Source organism: Nonlabens dokdonensis (assembly GCF_002162835.1).
Taxonomy (GTDB): Bacteria; Bacteroidota; Bacteroidia; order Flavobacteriales; family Flavobacteriaceae; genus Nonlabens; species Nonlabens dokdonensis_B.
Genome location: NZ_MAAX01000078.1, coordinates 1 through 20,675, shown reverse-complemented (window position 1 = coordinate 20,675; position 20,675 = coordinate 1). Strand labels below are relative to the sequence as shown.

The window sequence follows — 20,675 nt, the reverse complement described above, 5'->3', positions numbered from 1 at the left end:
AGTAAGCAACCCTGTAAGTTGCACACCACTAGAGTGTAAAACTGTGATAACTACAATTATGTAAACTAAATAATTAAAAAACTTGAAAACACTTTCAAATTTTAACTTATCAGTATCTTCCATCTTACGCGTGATCACTTTTTTAATACCGCGCAGTACAAACGTGGTTACTAAAATTGCGATAATAGCTAGAATAAGCATCCACGTATCAAAATGAAAACCACCGTTTTTACCTGATGGTATTATTTCATAAGTCAGAAAGTCTCGTATTTTATCCCAATCTATATCCATATTTAATAACGAAGCCATTTATAGAGCTCTTTCCAATTGGTCTTTTTACCATACATTAATATACCTATTCTATAAATTTTTGATGCAAGAATAGCTATTCCTATTATACTTATATATAGGAGTGCCATACTTAGGACTATTTCCCACCATGCAATTTCACCAAAGGGAATTCTCATTAACATCACAATCGGAGAAGTGAGTGGAATATAGGAAAAAATTACTGCAACCGTACCATGTGGATTATCCATTACAGAGAAAAAACCTACGTATATAGCCAGCATTAATGGTAGAATAACTGGCAGCATGAATTGCTGTGTATCTGTCTCATTATCCACAGCCGCACCTATAGCGGTATAGATAGAAGCATATAAAAAGTAACCACCTATAAAGTAAATGAAGAAACAAAAAATAAGTTTGAGAATAGGTAATTGTGCGACATCATTTAAGATCAACTCCATTTTACTCATGTCTTGAGTTTGAGCCATCATATCTGCATTTGCAGGATTAGAAAAGGCATCGATACCGAAGAAAGTAGTTGCCGCAATCATAAGGATAAAACCTACGATTACCCATATTAAAAACTGAGTTATACCTGCGAGTGATGTGCCTGTAATTTTACCCACCATTAAATAAATAGGTTTCACACTACTCACTATAATTTCTATAATACGATTTGTTTTTTCTTCAATAACAGACCTCATCACCATGTTACCATATATAATGATAAACATCATGAGCAAATAACCTGCCGCGCCTCCTGTAGCTATTTTTATCCAGCCAGAAAGCTTGCTTGTTTTTTCACCTGTAAAATTTTGAAGTTCTATTTCTTTTTTGACCGTCAGCTTTTCAAGTAACTCTACATCTATGTTGTTTTTAAGAAGATTACTTTCAGATGCTTTATTATTTATTTTATCTTCTATAGCACTTATAAAATCTGGGGAAGGAGAATCATCTGAATAGAAACTAAATTTCTCTAAGTTACCGTTATCACCTTCAATAAGCAACAAACCATAATAATCTGCTTCTTTACTGGCAGCTACTGCTGCACTTTTACTTAAGCCTTTAAGAACAATATATTGATTTCGGTCTGTATTTTTGAACAGAGATTCATATTGATCTCCTGTCTGGTCAAGAACTGCTATTTTTCTCGCAGTGTCTGAATTAATACTGGTTAACCAGCCTATTAATAATGCAACACCTACAAAAATTAACGGACTCACAAATGTCATAATGACAAAGGTTTTATTCCTGACCTTGTTAAGGTATTCTCGTTTTATGATGAGCCAGAGTTTATCCATTTTCTTGTACGGTTTGAATGAAAATATCGTTTACACTAGGAATCACCTCACTAAAATGCGTCAACTCACCTATTTGGGTAAGCTTATTTATAGCTACTGGAATATCTATATTAGTAGGTATTTTAATTTTAAAATCTAGTGTATTATCTAATCCTGAAAGTTGAATAGGCACTGGATTAAAATCTAGAGGGATTTGTTTAAATGCAAAGTCATTATCAGCACAAATCAAAGAAACTGCATAATTACGATCTCTATAACGCTGCTTGACATCGCTTAGTTTTCCTTCTAAGACTAAATTTGATTTATTTATAAGCGCGATATGGTCACACATTTCTTCTACACTCTCCATGCGGTGAGTAGAAAAAATAATTGTAGCACCCTCATCACGTAGTTTTAAGATTTCATCTTTAATCAAATTTGCATTTACAGGATCAAAACCAGAAAACGGCTCATCAAAAATAAGCAAGCTTGGTTCATGTAATACAGTTACTATAAATTGTACTTTCTGGGCCATTCCTTTAGATAGCTCTTGAAGCTTCTTATTCCACCAGCCTTGTATTCCTAATCGTTCAAACCAGTAATTAAGTCGCTCCTTGGCTTGAGACTTTGAAAGTCCTTTTAACTGCGCAAGATAAATACATTGCTCACCTACTTTCATAGATTTATAAAGTCCACGCTCCTCTGGCATGTACCCTATATCTTCTATATGCCTAGGTTCTAAAGGCGAGCCGTTTAACACAATTTGCCCACTATCGGGCATCGTGATTTGATTAATTATTCTGATCAGTGATGTTTTACCTGCTCCATTAGGACCTAGTAAACCATAAACACTTCCTTTAGGTACAGAAATAGACACATCATTTAGCGCCGTATAATCTCCATAGACCTTTTTAATTTGTATTGCTTCTAGTGCGTTTGACATACGTTAATGAATTGCGCTAAATTAACAAGAAGGATATGGTATTGCTAAAGATTTAGAAGATTTTAATAGGATTTATTACAACAAGATGAATGCAGCTAGTCTTATACCATTTGTTTAGTACAGATTTACACACAGATTTACAAATGTGATAAAAAAAACCCACCTCTTGAAAAACAAGAGGTGGGAAAAATTGCTATGAAAAAGAAAAATAACAAATGGTTGGTTGTCCATTTGTTGGGTTAAATATATACAAATTTTTCTAATTCATTAGGTTTTCTTTAAGAAAACATATCTTTTACTTTTTCAAAAAATGATTTGTCGCCTTTTTCTGGCGCAGGTTCAAAGTTTGAGTCGGTCATCATGCTTTCAAAAAATTCCTTTTGATCTTTTGTCAGGCTGCGTGGTGTCCATACATTTACATGTACTAAAAGGTCTCCTGTTCCATACCCATTAAGACTAGGCATTCCTTTACCTCTTAATCGTAATATTTTACCACTTTGGATACCTGCTTCTACAGGTATACGTACCTTACCAGTAACAGTCTGAATTTCTTTAGAAGTTCCTAAAATTGCTTCTGGTACACTTACGTAAAGATCGTAATGAAGATTATTCCCTTCGCGTTGTAACTCAGCGTGAGGTTTTACTTCTATATCTACTAATAAATCACCGCTTACACCATTACCTGGTGCGTCGTTTCCTTTACCAGATACTTTTAAACGCATATCAGATTCTACACCTGCGGGAATTTGAATAGTAACAGTTTCTTCAGAGGCTACCATACCTTGAGCATCTGCTCCGGCAGGTTTTTTATCCATGGTCTGTCCTGCTCCGCCACATACATTACATGGTGCAGCAGTTTGCATGCGACCTAAAATTGTATTTTGAATTCTGGTTACTTGACCACTACCATTACAAGTGCTACAAGTTTTATAAGTAACTCCTGGCGCTTGCTTTTTACGCTTTACCTTTACTTTCTTATCAACTCCATTTGCAGCTTCTTCCAGCGTTAGGGAAACTCTTATACGTAGATCTTTACCTTTTACACGACGCTGTCCACCACGACTACCGCCGAATCCTCCAAAACCTGAGAAACCGCCGCCACCGCCGCCAAAAATATCACCGAACTGACTGAAAATATCATCCATATCAAAACCGCCAGCGCCGCCACCAAAACCGCCTGCACCACCAGAAGTGTATGCTTGATGCCCTAATTGATCATATCGTGCCTTTTTTTGTGGATCGCTTAATGTTTCATAAGCCTCTGCTGCTTTCTTAAAGTTCTCTTCAGCAGCTGCGTCACCTGGATTTTTATCAGGATGGTACTGAATCGCCTTTTTTCTGTAGGCTTTTTTAATTTCAGCAGCGGTTGCTCCTTTATTTACGTCTAGTATATCATAAAAATCTGCCATAATTATTGTCCTATTACTACTTTAGGAAAGCGTATTATTTTGTCTCCTAGCTTGTATCCTTTTTCTATCACGTCTACTATCTTACCCTTCATATCATCACTAGGTGCTGGTATTTGAGTGATCGCTTCATGAATATCTGCATTGAAGGTATCTCCTGCTCTTACGTCAAATTCTTCCAGCCCTTTGCTTTTTAATGTTGTTCGTAATTTTCCAGAGATAAGCTTCACTCCAGTAATGAGTTGCTCGTCTTCAGACTTATTGATTTCTACCATTGCTCTGTCAAAATCATCTAAAACTGGCAACATGTCTTTTAAAACTCCTTCACCTGCTGTTTTAAAAAGCTCTATACGTTCCTTTGCGGTACGTTTCTTAAAATTTTCAAATTCAGCAAAGAGTCGCATGAATTTGTCTTTTTCTGTCTTAACTTGTTCCTCAAGAATCTCTACTTCTGAGCGCTCTTCTTGCTTCTCTTCAGTCTCTTGCTCCATTACTTCTGGAGCGTCTTGCTCTTTCAGGTCTTTTTCTTTCTTATCCTTTGCCATTTTCTGACGGTATCTTTTAAATATATTCAACATGTATTATCAAGGTGTTAGTGGGAATTCCGCTTTCGCGAAAGCGAGATAAATTCAAACTTTTCACACCTTCCTACGCGCGATATGGCAAAAGTGCTGCCATTAAACATTGTGTGTCAAAATGTCACAAGAATTTATTAATATAGATTTAACTTAAACATTTGTACATACATGTAATTTTGTAGCTCAAATAAATCAAATATCAAAACGATGAACAAGAATTTTTTAAAAGTTACAGGAATGGCAGCGGTAATCGCTTTTACAGTTGCTTGTAAAGAAAACCAAAATGAAGTAGATGCTAGTGCTGAAGAAGAAGTTGCTGTTGCAACTGTTGAAGCAGTTACTTATACTGTAGACACTGAGGCATCTAACATTGCATGGGTAGGATCTAAGCCTACTGAAGATCACACAGGAAATATTTCTTTATCTAGTGGTATGGTAAAAGTAAATGGTGAAGAACTAGAGAGTGGTGAATTTACTATAGACATGAACTCTATTGAGGTAACTGATCTTGAAGGTGATAAAGCGGCAAGTTTAAAAGCGCACCTTACTGGTGAGCGTGAAGGTACTTCTTCTGACTTTTTTAATACTGCAAAATATCCTACAGCAAAATTTGTTGTAACTGGTCTTAATACAGTAGGCGAGAAAACAATGCTTGAAGGAAATCTTACTTTAAAAGATGTAACTAAAAATGTTTCTTTTCCTGTAGGTGTAAAATATGATGGTGATAAGATGATGTTAAATAGTGAAGAGTTTACTATCGACAGAACAGACTGGGGAATTAAGTACGGTTCTTCTAGCCTAGCTGATGTTGTTGCTGACAAAGCTATCTCTGATGATATCAAATTAACGATCAACCTAGTTGCTACGAAGTAATTAGAATTTGATTCAATTTTTAAAAAGTCCTGTGTTCGTTGAACACAGGACTTTTTTTATGTGCACAAATCAAATAGTTGACTTTCTTTTCAATAAATTATCTTATTAATTTTTAAAGCAATTCTATTATTATTGTGATTCAATTATAATTACTTCTCGTTTGAAAAATTACTATTTATTACTCTTAATTTCTATTTTATTTTCTAATTGCCTTTTTGCTCAGGATTATGAAGAAGTAGCCATAGACTCTATATTAAGTATTCAACTGCCTGTAGATAACTACAATTACATAGAAAATGACAGTCTGGATGGAATCAAAAGGTTTGTCACTCATGGAACTTTTAAGGATATTACGTATTCCGTATATAAAATCACCTCAGAAGAGCTTATTTGTTTAGAAAATAGGCAACAATTACAGGAGCATTACCAAGAGATAAATGACTATTTACTCGATGGAGAAAACCAGCAGCGCGTGAAATACAATTCGGCATTTATTGATAATGGTGTGTATCAAGGCGTGCTGGAATATAATGATATAGATCCCATCGATGAAGTTTTATATAATAATGATTACAGGTTTATTCAAATAAAAGAAACCATGTATCAAATTAGTTTGTTCCAGCCAGCAAAGAGCCTAGATAAATCCATTGCTGATGAATTTTTCAACAGTATTCAAGTTAATGAAGCTTTTACAGGAAACAATCAGTACACTAATTGTGTTGGAGATCTAAATATTTTTAACAAAGACTCTGGAATGCCTAGCGCCTATGATCTAGGTTACATGATGGGTGGATTTATTTGTTTTGCTCTAATTATAGGTCTTGTTATACTCGTTATTGTTCTTATCGTTAGAAAGAACAATAAGAAAAATCAAGAGCAATGGGATAGATATAATGAGTAGTAAATAAGGTTTACCTATTTCAAATACTGAGCAAGCGCACCTTCTAGCTCTGGATACTCAAAATGATATCCTTTTTCCATAATTTTTTCACTACTAGCGTGCTGACTTGCTAGAACTATAGAAGACATCTCTCCTAACATTAATTTCATTACAAATTTTGGAACATTAGGTAAGAAAACTGGTTTTCCTAACACCTTACCTATCGCTTCCATCATAGGACGGTTTCTTACTGGATGTGGTGCCACTCCATTGTAAACACCTTCTAAGGTATGTTTTAAAATATGAATAAAAATTCCTGAAAGATCATCTATTGCTACCCAGCTTTGCCACATTTTACCGTTACCAAATCCAGCACCTGCATAAAATTTAACTGGTTTTGCCATTTGATCTAATGCTCCACCTTTTGCAGAAAGTACGATTCCTATGCGTACGACGGCGTGTTTTAAACCCAAATCTTGAAACTTGGCACCTTCTTTTTCCCAAGCGATACAGACATCTGCAAGGAAATTAGTTGCTGTAGGTGGTATATCGTTTTCTTTTAAAGGCTTTCCATTTTGATCGTCTGGATAAATACCTATGGCACTGGCTGTTACAACATGTTTAACTTTATGCTCGTTTTCTTGTAATAGCTTCATTAACAGTTGCGTGCTATTGATACGGCTGTCCAGAATACGTTTTTTAGCATCGTCTGTCCATCTTTGAAAAACAGTCTCACCGGCAAGATGAATTATGGCATCGACTCCATTGATACATTTTGGGTCTATGGTCATTTCTTTCACATTCCATAAAAACCCTTTGTTGTGCTCTTCATTCTTTATAGCACTTTGTCTAGTGGTCAAATAATGAACTGTATGACCTTGAGAACGTAAATCTTCTGAAATTTTTGAGCCTACTAGACCAGTAGCTCCTGTGATAAGTACAACCATGTAACGAATTTAATTATCAAACGCTTAGAAGCCTATTGTCTTTGGAGTAAATTAACATGAAAACAGGTAAATATCAATGGAGATACTTACCTGCTTTTAAAAAGAATGTGATGGCTAATTCTCTTCTACAATCGCACGGTGATTTCTTTGTCTGAGTCCACAGTGATTTTTGCATCGTCCCATGTAGGAGGACCATAGCTCATAGGGTTATTGCTCATTCCATAAGCTTCAGTAGGCATTCCTTGTTCAGAAAAATCCATCTGGTTATTTCCATTTTTATCGTGCAACACCATCACTGCATAATCTCCTACTGGAACATTTTCAAAAGTTGCAACGGCTACTCCATCTTTAATTTCTATGCTTGCAGATTTTAAAGGTGCCGCTTTCATGAATTGGTTTTGAGTACTTAAAGAGTAAACCATTTTTCCTTGATCATCCTTTGCATTATTAACAGTGACTTTAAGAGTGAATGTTTCTTGTGCATTCATTGCTATAGAAAGAAATAGAACGATGATGGATGTAAATAAAGTTTTCATAATGAGTTATTTAATTTGTTAGACAGGACAAATATGCAACAGCTTTACAGTTCCTAATAATTAGGATGACTCAACTGTTATATTATCAACCTGAATCGTAAAATTTAATCTGTGACAATTAAATGTATCAATATTAATAGAACCCTATAAATCATTATCACTTACTTTGTAATATAAAATTATAGTAATGGTAAAATTCGGAATTATAGGATTAGGTAGGATAGCTCACAAATTTGCTCATGATATAGCCCTAGTCGATGGCTGCACATTGCAGGCCGTAGGTTCTAGAAGTAAGGAAAAAGCAAAGGAGTTTGCCTCGCGCTATAAAGCAGTAAATTATTACGATTCTTATGAACAAGTCGCTACAGATCCAGAAGTAGATGTTATATACATCGCAACGCCACATACATTACATTATGAAAATACTATGATGTGTCTTGATGCTGGTAAGGCAGTTATTTGTGAGAAACCATTTGCCATGAATGCAAATGAAGTAGCGCACATGATTCACACCGCAAAAGAAAAGTCTCTATTTCTTATGGAAGCGCTATGGACTCGATTTGTACCAGCAACTCTTAAGGTTAAGCAGTTAATCGATTCTAAAGCAATAGGAAAGATCACTTCCATTTCATCAAGTTTTGGCTTTGTGGCCGCTCATGATCCTGATAGCCGTTTGAACCGCCATGACCTAGGCGGTGGATCGCTCTTAGATATAGGTATTTACCCTATTTTTATAAGTTTACTACTTTTAGGAGATCCTATTGAAACCCATGCTATAGGAAAATTAAACGCTAGTAAGGTAGACCAGCGATGCTCGATATTAATGAAATTTGAGAATGATGCAATTGCGGCATTAACATCTGATTTTACAACCAAGTTACCTAATGAAACTATTATCTATGGAAGCAATGGAAAGATAAAGATGCATGAACCTTTTCATCATACGAGAATGCTTTCTTTAGAGATTAATGAGCAACCTTCTCAGGTCCTTGAATTACCATTAATAGGTAATGGTTATGCCCACGAGATAGAAGAGGTAGTGTACTGTTTACAAAACAACAAAATAGAAAGTGACCTAATGACTCATCAACTAAGTCGTGATCTTATAAGAAATCTAGATCAAGTTAGATCGTTAATCGGTTTAGAATATGATGTGAATAAATAGCTTCTATTTCAGCATAAAAAATTAAAGGAAATAACACATTTATAATCTAATAGAGGTAATATATTTACCATATGTACAAATATTTCTACTGGCTTATTATTGTGATTCTTGTTACAGCGTGTAATGATCAAGATCAAGAAATTGATCCAGACACTGTATTTAGGTATAATGAACATGCAAATGTTACCAGTCTTGATCCAGCTTTTGCAAAAGATCAACGTAACATTTGGGTTTGCAATCTATTATTTAACGGGCTAGTTAAACTGGATAAAAACTTAGAAGTTGTTCCAGATCTCGCCGCACGCTGGGAAATAGATTCTACAGCTACCGTCTATACGTTCTATTTAAAGGAAGATGTTTATTTTAATGACGCTTTCGCGAAAGCGAGAACCGTAACAGCACAAGATTTTAAATATTCACTGGAGCGATTACTGGATCCTAAAACAGCATCGCCTGGTGCTTCAGTCATGCAAAATGTAAAGTCTATCAAAGCTCTAGGAACGTTAAAGTTAGAGATCACTTTAGACCAACCTTTTCCAGCTTTTTTAGGGTTATTATCGATGAAGTATTGTAGTGTGGTGCCTGATGGCAGCACAAACCTTAGAGAACGACCTATAGGAACTGGGCCTTTTTATTTAAAGCAATGGCAAGAAAATGTAAAAATGGTCTTGCGCAAAAATCCTTATTACTTTGAAAAAGATGAAAACAATATACAATTACCCTATCTAGAGGCTGTCGCGATCACTTTTAAAACAGATAAACAAAGTGAATTCTTAGAATTTGCACAGGGAAACTTAGATTTTATAAACGCCATAGACCCTAGTTACAAAGATGAGTTACTTACTACAGCTGGTACTTTAAAGCTTAAGTATATCAATGATGTGCATCTTAAAAAATCACCATTCTTGAACACAGAGTATTTAGGAATTAAAATAGACAATGAACCACCAGAATTGCAGAGTAAAAAACTTAGGAAGGCGATTAACTATGGATTTGATAGAAACAAAATGATCAAATACCTACGCAATAGCATAGGAACACCAGCTGTGCATGGATTTATACCTAAAGGGCTTCCTGCTGGTGGAGTGGTTAAGGGTTACAGTTATAACCCAGCATTATCTAAAAAGCTAATTGATTCATATAAAGAAGAAAGTGGAGATCTTAAACCTAGTATAACCATAAGTACTGGCGCAAATTATCTAGATTTATGCGAGTTTATCCAGAAAGAGATGCAAAAAATAGGTCTAGAAGTAAAAATAGATGTGATGACACCATCTGCATTACGACAAGCTCGCAAAGAAGGACAGTTAGACATCTTTAGAAGCAGCTGGATAGCAGACTATCCTGATGCTCAAAATTACCTAGCGCTTTTCTACTCAAAAAATTTCTCACCATCCGGATCTAATTATACTCATTTTTCAAATAGTGTCTACGATGAACTGTATGAAAAATCCATAGCCAGTACTAATGCAGGTTTTAGAAAAAATCTGTATGTAAAAATGGATAGCATCATTATAGAAGAGGCACCCATTGTACCCTTGTATTATGATCAAAGTGTACGTTTTATATCTAAAAATGTGATTAATCTGGAGAGCAATGCGGTTAATATGCTAGATCTTACGAGAGTAAAAAAGTCATCTTGAGACTAATATCGATAAGCTTAATAATTACTTAAAATATATCTAAAATATTTTAAAAAGGTCTTGGTAAACTTTATCTTTCCCGATATGGATACCACAATTGTATTATTTGATTTTAACGCAAATGCAAATTTAGAAAACTGGAGTACTGTAAACGATACCGTTATGGGTGGCGTTTCCTCAAGTTCACTAATCATCGATGAAGACGGCCACGCAAATTTTAGCGGTGAAGTCTCATTAGAGAATAATGGAGGATTTGCCTCCATAAGATATGTATGTCCCGATCAAAAGCTGGGCGATGCCACTAAAGCTGTATTAAAAATTAAAGGTGATGGTAATGAATACCAGTTACGTTTTAAAGAAAGTACATCAGACGGTCATTCTTATATAATTCCATTTGCCACTTCAGGAGAATGGGAGACTGTAGAACTAGAACTTGATGAAATGACAGCATCCTTTAGAGGTAGCCAGCTTAACATGGATAATTTTCATCATATGTTTATAGATGAGCTGTCTCTTTTTATAGGGAATAAAGAGGCTTCTTTTAAATTACTGATTGATAAAATCTATGTAGAGTAAGTGTACCTCATAGAATTATATATTGCCATCTTAAAAAAATATACTCCAGACTACACCTATATAAGTGAATGTCTGGATTTTTTAGTTAAACAATATTCTTCCTCTTCAAGACCGTATCACAATTTGCAACATTTGTTATTTATGCTCAATGAGTTAGAACATTGCAGTTACAAACCAGGTAATAGAGATGCTCTTGTATTAAGTATCTATTATCACGATATCATCTACAAAGCAACTAAAAAAGATAACGAAATGCAAAGCGCAATAGTTTTAGAAAAACATCTTTCTAAAACAGACTTTAAACATATCCATCTATGCAGGGAATCTATACTAGCAACTAAAGAGCATAATAAATCAACAAATAGCGATATCAATCTCTTATTAGATCTTGATCTTGCAATTCTAGGTCAAACCCCAGAAATATATACCTCTTATACTCAAAAAGTCAGAAAAGAATATTGCATCTATCCTAACTTCCTTTATAAACCAGCTCGTAGAAAAGCGATGATCTATTTTCTTGAACAAGAACAAATTTTCAAAACAAAGGAGTTCTTTGATAAGTATGAGAATCAAGCTCGTGAAAATATTAAAAATGAGATAGCTAGTTTATCGTAAAAGCTAAGAGCAAACTTACAGCTTAACACTTATCGCAAGTATTATTTGTTCAGGTCTTGTGTCTATTGCAATAGGTCCATTAATATCAATAGCGTCCTCTATTTGCATTATTTCATTAGAGGTAAATCCACGTTCATAACGCACGTCTATACCTATATTACCAAAGTGTGCTGCTACACCTACTTGAGCTCCTACAGTAAACTCTTCCTGGACATCATTAAATTCGACGTCTTCTAATTCTGTGTTCATAATATATTGTAAAGAAGGTCCTGCAAAAATATGTAAAGGCCCCACAAGCTTTGTACCTACTAGTATAGGCAAGTCTAGTTTTTCAATATCAAATTGATCTCCATTATATTCATTACTTAATTGCGTGTATTTTAATTCTGGTCGCAGATAAAGAAACGCAACATCTATCTTATAAAAAACTCCAGCATGAAAGCCTAATTTCTCGTCAGGATTATCAATAATAGTCTGACCATTCTGAGTCAAATCACCGGTAGATCCATAATTTAAACCTGCAGTAATACCAAAACCGCTAGGTGACTGTGCAAAGCCCATTAATCCAGCACATAAAATACTGAGTGATAAAAGTAGGGTACGTAAGTTGCTCTTTTTGAATCCTAAAACGTTTTTCATAACACTGATTATTAGTTTGGTAAGTAAAAATAGGTAAAATATAACATCCCATATTTGAACTTTAACAATAATTTCTGTGTAGTAAAATTAATTCATAAATATATTTGTACCAACAACTAATGTAAATGTAAATGAATATGTCGAGTGATTCTGTAACTGTTCCGCTTTCGCGCAAGCTGATAACCACACTAATAAAAAAAGGAACAGAGGTGCAAGAAGCAATAAGCCTCAAGCTAAAAGATCATGGAATCACTATTCAACAATTTAATGTATTGCGTATTTTAAGAGGACGCAAAGGAGAGCTCGCAAGCCTTCAAGATGTCAGTAAAAATATGATACATGCTAACTCAAATACGACTAGAGTTATCGATAAACTGGTAGATAAAGAATTAGTAAATCGTAAACAATGCCCTACAGATAGAAGACAGATAGAGTTAAGTATTACTGATGAAGGTCTTAAACTTTTAAAAATACTGGATAAAAAAGTGGATGATGTAGAAAGCGCTCTTACTAACGACCTCAATGAGACAGAATTAAATTCTTTAATAGAAGGCTTAAATAAAATATAAAAAATTTACTTATTTAATTGTATATACAATTATCATATAGACAAACCATTTAAATCACGTTATTAATCATTAAATTTTAAATACAACAATTATGAAAACAGTAAACACAACAAAAAGCACAGCAGTATGGACTGGTAAAAAATTTGGAGGAGCACACACTGGAACTATACAGTTACAAGAAGGGAACCTAGACTTTAAAGAAGATAAAATCTCTGGTGGATCTTTTAAAATGAACATGGATAGCCTTGTAGTAACAGATCTGGATGGTGAAATGAAAGAAAAGCTAGAAGGTCATTTAAAGAGTGATGATTTCTTTTCTACAACTTCTTTTCCTACGGCAGACTTAAAAATTACTTCTATCGAGAAAGAAAAAGAAGGCGTTTACAATGCAACCGCAAGTCTTACTATTAAGGAAATTACAAATCCTATAAATTTTCAGTTATTAGAAGCAGGTGATAAGTTAACAGCTACTTTAACTATAGATCGCAGCAAGTATAATGTGAAATATGGCTCTAAGAGTTTTTTCAAAGGACTAGGTGATAATTTTATCTATGATAATTTTGAAGTAAAGGTTACATTAGAACTTGAGCAATAATAGTTTGCAATAAATAATAAAAGCTCTCAAGAATTTCTCTCGAGAGCTTTTTTCTATCTAAGATAGTTTCTTATTATTTAGAAGCTTTTCGCTTAAAGTAAATACCATTATCCCAGTCTTGATGATCGTCTTCTTCATCACTGAAGTGACCAAAATTGTGTTCATTACAATCATGTCCATGACCATAAAAATTTCTTACCTGCACATGGCCTCTAGCTGCGATCATTCTACCGCGCCTATTATATAGAACTTCAAGTCCTCCTACTCTATTCAGTACACCATAAGCATAACCTACATCGAGGTTGCCTACTTTTTTAATCATTCCTAATCTATTATAAAACAAGCGTGTGTTACCTATTTTAACCACTTGACCTCTTCTATTATATCTTACAAACTGTCTACGGTTATTTAATATTGATGTAGAATAAGTGTTGTAGCGTCTTGTAGAGCTTCGTCTGTAATGACTTGATCTTACGTTGCGCTGTGGCATTTCAAACTCTATCCTACCATCAGGAAAAATAGCATAATCAACATTATTATAAGTAAACAGCACTGGTTGTGCATTCCTATAAACAGTAGAATTAATTTTGAAATCATTTGATTCTTTCAGGTCGATTTCTTTTGCCTGAGCAGTGGTCATCATCATCAAACCAGCTGCGATAAAAAGTAACATTCTTTTCATGATTTCTGTTTTTAAATAACGCCTACTCTATAAGGTTTTCGGCTTGCCCTTGTTTATCTGTATTCAAGAGCCGTGCCATTTACGAAAAGTTTTCGTAAATCTATTAGTATGTATTTATAAGTTGCTGATTACATAGGTTTTAATATCGCTTTCGCGAAAGCGGAATAATCATCAGAATATAGCTCCATTTGCTAACTTATGTGTAAAACAAAAGTCTGCAATAACAATTATTACAGACTTCAAACAAAAATTTATGAAATATCTAGTTTGCTACTTCACTGATAAACTTCAAGCGGTACAAGCGTATTTCTTCTTCTTCATAATCACCGTCAAATTCTTCAACCGCAGCATCTATTTTATCAGTTTCTGACTCCAGGAAGTATTCATGCAATTCTTCTTGCTGGTCTTCATCAAGCATCTCGTCTACCCAGTAACCTACATTAAGTCTCGTACCACTATATACAATACTTTCCAGCTCATTAATTAATTGATCCATTTCAAGACCTTTTGCACTGGCCATATCATCAAAGCTTAGCTTGCGATCTATACTAGTGATAAAATATAGTTTATTACCTGATTTTGCTCCAGTACTCTTAATAATCAAGTCGTCCGGTCGCACGATGTCATTTTCTTCCACATATTTAGCTATAAGCTCTACAAAGGATTTACCATATTTTCTAGCTTTTCCTTCTCCTACTCCATGAATATTTGCCATTTCTTCCATAGAAACAGGATACTTAGTAGCCATATCATCCAGTGATGGATCTTGAAAAACCACATAAGGTGGTACGTTCTTTTGGTTAGCTACCTTTTTACGCAGGTCTTTTAGGAACTTTACGAGTTGTGCATCTACCGCACCACCTTTTGATGCAGCTACTATTTGATTAGAGTCATCTCCATAAGTATGGTCATCACTCATCATGAAGGTTTCGCCATTTTTGACAAATTCATGACCTGCATCTAGCACCTTAAGAGTACCGTATGATTCTATGTCTTTACGTATTAATCGAGCGACCAATACCTGGCGCACTAATGCGGTCCAAAATGCCTTTTCTTTATTCTTACCACTTCCAAAGTAATCGTGTTGATCTAACTTGTGACTTGAGATCATCGCATTATTTTTACCCATAAGAATATTTACGATATCCTTAGACTTGTAACGCTCACCAGCGGCATCTATTACTTTAATTAATTTCTTAACTTCTTGTACAGCTTCTTTTTGAGGTTTAGGATTGCGCATATTATCATCCATATCGCCTCCTTCACCAGTAGCTGGGTCAAATTCTTCACCAAAATAGTGCAGGATATACTGTCTGCGACTCATGCTCGTTTCAGAATAACCTACCATTTCTTGCAGTAAGGCATGTCCTATCTCTTGCTCTGCAATAGGTTTTCCTGACATGAACTTTTCTAGTTTTTCTATATCTTTATAAGAATAATAAGCAAGACAGTGTCCTTCTCCTCCATCACGACCAGCGCGACCTGTTTCTTGATAATAGGATTCAATACTTTTAGGAATGTCATGATGTATTACAAAACGTACATCTGGTTTATCAATTCCCATCCCAAAAGCTATCGTTGCCACCACTACATCAGTATCTTCCATCAAAAACATGTCTTGATGCTTTACACGAGTTTTTGCATCCAGACCTGCGTGATAAGGAACTGCTTTAATACCATTAACCTGTAGAACTTGAGCGAGTTCTTCCACTCTTTTTCTTGATAGACAGTATACTATTCCTGACTTTCCCTCATTTTGTTTAATAAAACGAGTAATATCTGCATCTACATTTGCTGTTTTGGGACGTACCTCATAGAACAAGTTAGGTCTATTAAAGGAAGCTTGAAATGTAGTAGCATCAGTAATCCTTAAGTTTTTAAGAATATCTTCTTGAACTTTAGGAGTAGCCGTTGCTGTTAAACCTATAATGGGAATGTCGGACCCTATACGGTCTATAATTTTACGTAAATTTCTATATTCTGGTCTAAAATCATGTCCCCATTCACTAATACAGTGAGCTTCATCAACAGCTAGAAAAGAAATTTTCTGTTGCTTTAAAAAATCTACATACTCCTCTTTAGTTAGTGATTCTGGCGCGACATATAACAACTTAGTAATACCGTTTACTATATCGTCTTTAACTTGCTGCACATCTGTTTTAGACAGTGAGGAGTTCAATACATGCGCTACACCATCATGATCAGAAACACCTCTTATGGCGTCTACCTGATTCTTCATCAAAGCTATAAGTGGAGATACTACTATGGCAGTACCATCTTGCATTAATGCTGGTAACTGGTAGCATAAGGATTTACCACCACCAGTAGGCATGATGACAAAACAATCCTCTTTATTAAGTAACGACGTTATGACTTGTTTTTGTAGACCTCTAAACTGGTCAAATCCAAAATATTTCTTTAGACTTTCTTCTAATCCTATTTGCGTATCTGCCATGCAGCTGGTGCGTTTTGTTTATCTTTGTAAGCTAAATTTACGATATAATTTCTTTATCACAAATTATACCTAAAAGTAATCGTCTTTGGAACAAGAAAATAAAATTTTAGAGGTCGTTAAAAGAACCATTAGAACTGAAGCACAAGCGGTTACAGATCTAGTAAATGGTATAGATATCGCTTTCGCGAAAGCGGTATTGCACATTCACAACTCACAAGGTCGAGTAATTATCACAGGAATAGGTAAAAGCGCTATTATAGCTCAAAAAATAGTGGCGACAATGAACTCCACTGGTACTCCTGCAATTTTTATGCATGCAGCAGATGCGATTCATGGTGATCTAGGGATTGTGCAATCTAATGATGTCGTTATTTGCATCTCTAAAAGCGGTAACACGCCTGAAATTAAAGTTTTAGTGCCACTTATTAAAAACTTTAAAAACAAACTTATTGCTATTACAAGTAACAAGGATTCCTTTCTAGGTAAAGCGGCAGACTATATTTTACATGCCGCTATTCATGAAGAAGCCTGCCCTAATGGTCTTGCTCCTACCACCAGTACAACAGTACAATTAGTAATAGGTGATGCCCTTGCAGTGAGTTTATTAGAATTAAAAGGATTTACAGATCAAGATTTTGCCAAATACCATCCTGGTGGTGCTTTAGGTAAAAAGTTATATTTAAGAGTACAAGACCTAGCCGAAAAAAATAAAAAGCCTGAGGTGCTGGCCACAACCTCATTAAGAGATGTGATTGTCAACATTTCAGAAAACATGCTAGGGATGACCGTAGTGACCGAAGATAATCAAGCAGTAGGTATCATTACTGATGGAGACTTAAGGCGCATGCTTTCAAGCGGTAAAAATATAGATGACTTGCAAGCAACTGATATCATGAGCGGTAATCCTAAGACTATTAAGGCGTCTTCTATGGCTGTAAAAGCAAGAGAAATGATGGAAGAATACAATATATCTCAGCTCATCGCTGTAGATAATGACGGTTACTCTGGTGTAGTGCACATTCATGATTTAATAAGAGAAGGAATTATCTAATTATGGCTCGCAAAAAAGCAGACCCAAATAACATGTCTTTTCTAGACCATGTAGAAGAATTAAGATGGTGCTTAATACGCTCTATAGCAGGCGTTCTAATAGGTGCTGGAATAGCAGCTTTCTTTACAGATTTTATCTTTGACGTCATTATTTTTGGCCCTAAAAGAGGAACCTTTATTACTTACGAATTCTTTTGTGAATTTGGTAACTACTTTGGGGTAGAGAGTGACTTCTGTAATCCAGAATTTAATTTCAAGGTACAGTCTAGAGAAATGTCAGACGAGTTTTCTACGCACATCTGGACATCCATTCTAGTAGGTTTTGTAGTGGCGTTCCCTTGGATTCTATATCAAGTATGGAAATTTATTGCTCCAGGTCTTAAGGCTTCTGAAAAGAAATACAGCGGCGGATTCATCATAATTTGTTCTCTGTTATTTTTCTTAGGTGTCATTTTTGGATACTTTGTAATTGCTCCATTATCCGTGCATTTTATGATGACCTATAATTTGAGTCCAGAAATCTCTACTGAACCTAGTTTATCCAGTTATATAGGATACATAAGGGCTTCTATTCTAGCTTCAGGATTGCTTTTTGAATTACCGGTTATTATTTATTTCTTGACTAAAATAGGTCTAGCAACGCCTGAAGGTTTGAGAAAAAACAGAAAGTTTGCGCTCGTTATAGTTTTAATAGTAGCGGCAGTTATTACACCACCAGATGTAGCAAGTCAGATAATAGTTGCTATACCTGTGTTAATTTTATATGAAGTGAGCATATTCATATCTAAATTTGTCCTTTACAGACAAAAAAAGAGAGAAAAAAAATTAGCTACCCCTTAAAATATGAGTAATCAAGTAGAAGAATTCAATGCGTACCGCGCAAAAATGAATGATGCCATTCTTGAAGATAACAACAAGATCATCAAGCGTATATTCAACCTAGACACAAATGCCTTTACTGCTGGAAAACTAGATAAAAAAACAAAAGAACTATTAGGCCTTGTAGCCAGTACAGTACTAAGGTGCGACGATTGTGTTAAGTACCACCTAGAAGCAAGTCATAAAGAAGGACTTACTAAAGAAGAAGTGGTAGAAGCACTTTCTATAGCAACCCTAGTAGGTGGAACTATTGTTATTCCACACTTGCGCCGTGCATATGAATATTGGGACGCAGTAGAAAAGAATGTTTCTTAAAGGATAGGGACAAGCCTTTACTTATTCTTAGGTAAAATGATAATTTTAAATTTCCTACATTTTGAAAATTAACAAGTAACTTTTAAGATTTGACATGCCAACTATTCGTGTTGGCATTGTCTAAATCCATTCGAGAAGCTTCTTGTTAACTATTTAATTTTATCACATCAATAAGCTAACACGAAGTACTTGAAGTTTAATCAAGAGCTAAATGGCCTAAGAACATAGCTCGTGAAAAATGAAATGAAGCGCAGGAAGAAGCAAAAATCCTTTTATCTTCATAGAATATGAATCAGTTAAGTTTTGGATAAACAGAAATTACAATGTTCAAATCAATGAATATTCTTTTTGCGCCGTAGCAAATAAAATTTTTAGAGCTAGGTTCTCAAGCCTTGATTTTTTTGTTTCGTTTTTTGATCAAGCAAAAAATGAAAATCCAGTAACTTTTAAGATTTGACATGCCAACTATTCGTGTTGGCATCGTCTAAATCCTTTGGAGAAGCTTCGACATAACTATATATTCTAAAATGATTTTATGGTTATAATATTATATAACTTGATAGTTTTAATTAGGAGCATTGTAAATATTCATAAGCTGTTTTACATAACGATCACTACCATAATTGTCAACCACATGAGAAAAGAAACTATGACCATATGATATCCTCTTATCTTTATTATTGATTAATTCCATCATGGCAGCAGCTAGAGCCGCAGGATCTTCTGGTGTCACTACAATGCCATAATCTTTTACAACCTCAGCACAGGCACCTACATCAGTTACTACAGACGGTAGTTTATGCAACCCATATTCTAACAAAGCTACTGGTAAGCCTTCAGACTTTGAAGATAAAACGGCTATATCACATTTATGAAGTATGGCACTTACATCTACTCTGGAACCTAGAAGAAACACATGATTTTGTAGGTTCTTTTCTATTATTAATGTTTTCAGTTTTGCAGAGTAATCATCTTGAAAATCCTGACCACATAAATGAAGCGTCCAGTCTTTATTTTCCTTATGAACTATATCAAAAGCATGAATCAAATTAAAATGATCCTTTTGTTCCCTCAGATTAGCCAGACATATCATGCGTTTGCCTTGAACACCTTTTAAGGGTGAAGAAATATGTGACTTCAGTGGCTTCACAGCAAAATTCTCTAAGTAAGTAACCTTCTTACGTTTTAATTGTTTTACAGCCCAATCGCGTAATAAAGGATTTACACTGATCACGTGATCAAAATTTCTAGAAATGAATCTAATAAATATTAAAGGTCTTTGATCTAATTCGTTTGCTTTACCATAATGATCATGCCATACCAAAAGAGGTTTTTTTCTTAAAAACAAGAATGCAAGAACAGCAATAAATGCTGATGTGCTATGCGCATGCACAACATCTATTTGATGAACACGTATGTAATTATTGAGTTTAAAAATAGCCGCAAGACCTAATTTACCTTTCTTTTCAAGAAAAAGGTACCTCACATTCCTATCAATAGATTCATTAAGCAAGCCTTCTCTTCTTGTAACGCAAATATGAGAATCGTGTCCCGCACCAACTAGCGCATTTGCAATTGTAACTGCCATACGCTCAGCTCCACCAGCTTCTAGACTATCTATGATTTGTAATACCTTCATAGATCAATCGGTTTGCAATAATTCTTGAATAGCTTCTTCAAAATCATCAAGAGTATACTGTCTGGACCATGTTGCTGCGTTTTGCGACAGTTCTTGAAGTAAATTTGGCTTTCTTAAATATG

At 34.9% G+C, this 20,675-nt stretch carries 21 protein-coding genes and 1 pseudogene; 11 read left to right on the top strand and 11 right to left on the bottom strand.

Going from position 1 to position 20,675, the window contains the following annotated elements:
- The 5 genes and pseudogenes from A9Q93_RS05035 to A9Q93_RS05015 all read right to left on the bottom strand — a co-directional run.
- Positions 1–309: pseudogene (locus tag A9Q93_RS05035) on the bottom strand (mechanosensitive ion channel protein MscS); the annotation flags it as partial.
- Positions 294–1,589 carry an ABC transporter permease gene (locus A9Q93_RS05030; RefSeq protein ID WP_303686290.1) on the bottom strand — a complete coding sequence of 432 codons (1,296 nt, stop codon included), beginning with the start codon at positions 1,587–1,589 and terminating at the stop codon, positions 294–296. The gene A9Q93_RS05030 and the pseudogene A9Q93_RS05035, both read right to left, overlap by 16 nt.
- A complete protein-coding gene (locus A9Q93_RS05025; RefSeq protein WP_303686289.1) occupies positions 1,582–2,511 on the bottom strand; it encodes an ABC transporter ATP-binding protein in 930 nt (309 codons plus the stop codon). Before A9Q93_RS05025 ends, A9Q93_RS05030 begins: the two co-directional genes overlap by 8 nt.
- A 278-nt stretch (positions 2,512–2,789) precedes the next feature.
- Positions 2,790–3,923, bottom strand: a complete 1,134-nt coding sequence (gene dnaJ, locus A9Q93_RS05020; RefSeq protein ID WP_303686297.1) for a molecular chaperone DnaJ — start codon at positions 3,921–3,923, stop codon at positions 2,790–2,792.
- Positions 3,923–4,495, bottom strand: a complete 573-nt coding sequence (locus A9Q93_RS05015; protein ID WP_303686288.1) for a nucleotide exchange factor GrpE — start codon at positions 4,493–4,495, stop codon at positions 3,923–3,925. Before A9Q93_RS05015 ends, dnaJ begins: the two co-directional genes overlap by 1 nt.
- A gap of 207 nt (positions 4,496–4,702) precedes the next feature.
- Between A9Q93_RS05015 and A9Q93_RS05010 the strand changes: the two genes are divergently transcribed.
- Entirely contained in the window at positions 4,703–5,368 is a 666-nt protein-coding gene (locus tag A9Q93_RS05010; protein WP_303686287.1) for a YceI family protein, read from the top strand.
- Positions 5,369–5,528: 160 nt separating this feature from the next.
- Positions 5,529–6,269 carry a hypothetical protein gene (locus A9Q93_RS05005; protein WP_303686286.1) on the top strand — a complete coding sequence of 247 codons (741 nt, stop codon included), beginning with the start codon at positions 5,529–5,531 and terminating at the stop codon, positions 6,267–6,269.
- A gap of 14 nt (positions 6,270–6,283) precedes the next feature.
- Here A9Q93_RS05005 and A9Q93_RS05000 read toward each other — a convergent pair whose 3' ends face one another.
- Both A9Q93_RS05000 and A9Q93_RS04995 read right to left on the bottom strand, forming a co-directional pair.
- Entirely contained in the window at positions 6,284–7,195 is a 912-nt protein-coding gene (locus A9Q93_RS05000; protein ID WP_303686285.1) for a TIGR01777 family oxidoreductase, read from the bottom strand.
- A 125-nt stretch (positions 7,196–7,320) separates the two neighbouring features.
- Positions 7,321–7,731 carry a DUF2141 domain-containing protein gene (locus tag A9Q93_RS04995; RefSeq protein ID WP_303686284.1) on the bottom strand — a complete coding sequence of 137 codons (411 nt, stop codon included), beginning with the start codon at positions 7,729–7,731 and terminating at the stop codon, positions 7,321–7,323.
- 187 nt (positions 7,732–7,918) lie between these two features.
- Between A9Q93_RS04995 and A9Q93_RS04990 the strand changes: the two genes are divergently transcribed.
- The 4 genes from A9Q93_RS04990 to A9Q93_RS04975 all read left to right on the top strand — a co-directional run bounded on the left by A9Q93_RS04990 (position 7,919) and on the right by A9Q93_RS04975 (position 11,730).
- Positions 7,919–8,896 (top strand): Gfo/Idh/MocA family protein, encoded by a 978-nt coding sequence (locus A9Q93_RS04990; protein ID WP_303686283.1) that lies wholly within the window; start codon positions 7,919–7,921, stop codon positions 8,894–8,896.
- A 71-nt stretch (positions 8,897–8,967) separates the two neighbouring features.
- Positions 8,968–10,539: an ABC transporter substrate-binding protein gene (locus A9Q93_RS04985; protein ID WP_303686282.1), complete on the top strand. Its 1,572-nt coding sequence runs from the start codon at positions 8,968–8,970 to the stop codon at positions 10,537–10,539.
- An 84-nt stretch (positions 10,540–10,623) separates the two neighbouring features.
- A complete protein-coding gene (locus A9Q93_RS04980; RefSeq protein ID WP_303686281.1) occupies positions 10,624–11,115 on the top strand; it encodes a CIA30 family protein in 492 nt (163 codons plus the stop codon).
- Positions 11,116–11,730 (top strand): hypothetical protein, encoded by a 615-nt coding sequence (locus A9Q93_RS04975; protein ID WP_303686280.1) that lies wholly within the window; start codon positions 11,116–11,118, stop codon positions 11,728–11,730. It abuts the gene before it with no gap.
- Positions 11,731–11,745: 15 nt separating this feature from the next.
- Here the strand turns inward: A9Q93_RS04975 and A9Q93_RS04970 are convergent, their stop codons facing one another.
- The gene (locus tag A9Q93_RS04970; protein WP_303686279.1) at positions 11,746–12,369 is read right to left on the bottom strand and encodes an outer membrane beta-barrel protein; all 624 of its coding nucleotides are present in this window, start codon (positions 12,367–12,369) and stop codon (positions 11,746–11,748) included.
- A gap of 137 nt (positions 12,370–12,506) precedes the next feature.
- On the opposite strand from A9Q93_RS04970, the gene A9Q93_RS04965 reads away from it, so the two are divergent.
- On the top strand, positions 12,507–12,938 hold the full coding sequence (locus A9Q93_RS04965) for a MarR family winged helix-turn-helix transcriptional regulator (protein ID WP_303686278.1): 432 nt from the start codon (positions 12,507–12,509) through the stop codon (positions 12,936–12,938).
- Positions 12,939–13,029: 91 nt separating this feature from the next.
- Positions 13,030–13,533: a YceI family protein gene (locus tag A9Q93_RS04960; RefSeq protein WP_303686277.1), complete on the top strand. Its 504-nt coding sequence runs from the start codon at positions 13,030–13,032 to the stop codon at positions 13,531–13,533.
- Between the two features lie 73 nt (positions 13,534–13,606).
- On the opposite strand, the gene A9Q93_RS04955 is transcribed toward A9Q93_RS04960, so the two are convergent.
- Entirely contained in the window at positions 13,607–14,215 is a 609-nt protein-coding gene (locus A9Q93_RS04955) for a hypothetical protein (RefSeq protein WP_303686276.1), read from the bottom strand.
- A 262-nt stretch (positions 14,216–14,477) separates the two neighbouring features.
- Positions 14,478–16,670: a DNA helicase RecQ gene (gene recQ, locus A9Q93_RS04950; protein WP_303686275.1), complete on the bottom strand. Its 2,193-nt coding sequence runs from the start codon at positions 16,668–16,670 to the stop codon at positions 14,478–14,480.
- An 85-nt stretch (positions 16,671–16,755) separates the two neighbouring features.
- Here recQ and A9Q93_RS04945 point away from each other — a divergent pair, with 85 nt between their 5' ends.
- From A9Q93_RS04945 to A9Q93_RS04935, 3 genes are read left to right on the top strand one after another with little or no spacing between them, the layout of a single operon-like run.
- The gene (locus A9Q93_RS04945) at positions 16,756–17,721 is read left to right on the top strand and encodes an SIS domain-containing protein (RefSeq protein ID WP_303686273.1); all 966 of its coding nucleotides are present in this window, start codon (positions 16,756–16,758) and stop codon (positions 17,719–17,721) included.
- A gap of 2 nt (positions 17,722–17,723) precedes the next feature.
- Positions 17,724–18,560, top strand: coding sequence for a twin-arginine translocase subunit TatC (gene tatC, locus A9Q93_RS04940; RefSeq protein ID WP_303686272.1), 837 nt, complete (start codon positions 17,724–17,726; stop codon positions 18,558–18,560).
- A gap of 3 nt (positions 18,561–18,563) precedes the next feature.
- Entirely contained in the window at positions 18,564–18,914 is a 351-nt protein-coding gene (locus A9Q93_RS04935) for a carboxymuconolactone decarboxylase family protein (RefSeq protein WP_303686271.1), read from the top strand.
- A gap of 565 nt (positions 18,915–19,479) precedes the next feature.
- Here the strand turns inward: A9Q93_RS04935 and A9Q93_RS04930 are convergent.
- Complete coding sequence (locus A9Q93_RS04930; protein ID WP_303686270.1) at positions 19,480–20,553, bottom strand: glycosyltransferase; 1,074 nt, start codon at positions 20,551–20,553, stop codon at positions 19,480–19,482.
- Positions 20,554–20,675 lie beyond the last annotated feature (122 nt).

What these genes read in the sequence shown, in the direction of transcription:
- A9Q93_RS05030 (WP_303686290.1), bottom strand. Translation starts at nt 1,589, where the DNA reads ATGGATAAACTCTGGCTCATCATAAAACGAGAATACCTTAACAAGGTC.
- A9Q93_RS05025 (WP_303686289.1), bottom strand. Translation starts at nt 2,511, where the DNA reads ATGTCAAACGCACTAGAAGCAATACAAATTAAAAAGGTCTATGGAGAT.
- A9Q93_RS05015 (WP_303686288.1), bottom strand. Translation starts at nt 4,495, where the DNA reads ATGTTGAATATATTTAAAAGATACCGTCAGAAAATGGCAAAGGATAAG.
- A9Q93_RS05010 (WP_303686287.1), top strand. Translation starts at nt 4,703, where the DNA reads ATGAACAAGAATTTTTTAAAAGTTACAGGAATGGCAGCGGTAATCGCT.
- A9Q93_RS05000 (WP_303686285.1), bottom strand. Translation starts at nt 7,195, where the DNA reads ATGGTTGTACTTATCACAGGAGCTACTGGTCTAGTAGGCTCAAAAATT.
- A9Q93_RS04995 (WP_303686284.1), bottom strand. Translation starts at nt 7,731, where the DNA reads ATGAAAACTTTATTTACATCCATCATCGTTCTATTTCTTTCTATAGCA.
- A9Q93_RS04990 (WP_303686283.1), top strand. Translation starts at nt 7,919, where the DNA reads ATGGTAAAATTCGGAATTATAGGATTAGGTAGGATAGCTCACAAATTT.
- A9Q93_RS04985 (WP_303686282.1), top strand. Translation starts at nt 8,968, where the DNA reads ATGTACAAATATTTCTACTGGCTTATTATTGTGATTCTTGTTACAGCG.
- A9Q93_RS04980 (WP_303686281.1), top strand. Translation starts at nt 10,624, where the DNA reads ATGGATACCACAATTGTATTATTTGATTTTAACGCAAATGCAAATTTA.
- A9Q93_RS04970 (WP_303686279.1), bottom strand. Translation starts at nt 12,369, where the DNA reads ATGAAAAACGTTTTAGGATTCAAAAAGAGCAACTTACGTACCCTACTT.
- A9Q93_RS04965 (WP_303686278.1), top strand. Translation starts at nt 12,507, where the DNA reads ATGTCGAGTGATTCTGTAACTGTTCCGCTTTCGCGCAAGCTGATAACC.
- A9Q93_RS04960 (WP_303686277.1), top strand. Translation starts at nt 13,030, where the DNA reads ATGAAAACAGTAAACACAACAAAAAGCACAGCAGTATGGACTGGTAAA.
- A9Q93_RS04955 (WP_303686276.1), bottom strand. Translation starts at nt 14,215, where the DNA reads ATGAAAAGAATGTTACTTTTTATCGCAGCTGGTTTGATGATGATGACC.
- recQ (WP_303686275.1), bottom strand. Translation starts at nt 16,670, where the DNA reads ATGGCAGATACGCAAATAGGATTAGAAGAAAGTCTAAAGAAATATTTT.
- tatC (WP_303686272.1), top strand. Translation starts at nt 17,724, where the DNA reads ATGGCTCGCAAAAAAGCAGACCCAAATAACATGTCTTTTCTAGACCAT.
- A9Q93_RS04935 (WP_303686271.1), top strand. Translation starts at nt 18,564, where the DNA reads ATGAGTAATCAAGTAGAAGAATTCAATGCGTACCGCGCAAAAATGAAT.
- A9Q93_RS04930 (WP_303686270.1), bottom strand. Translation starts at nt 20,553, where the DNA reads ATGAAGGTATTACAAATCATAGATAGTCTAGAAGCTGGTGGAGCTGAG.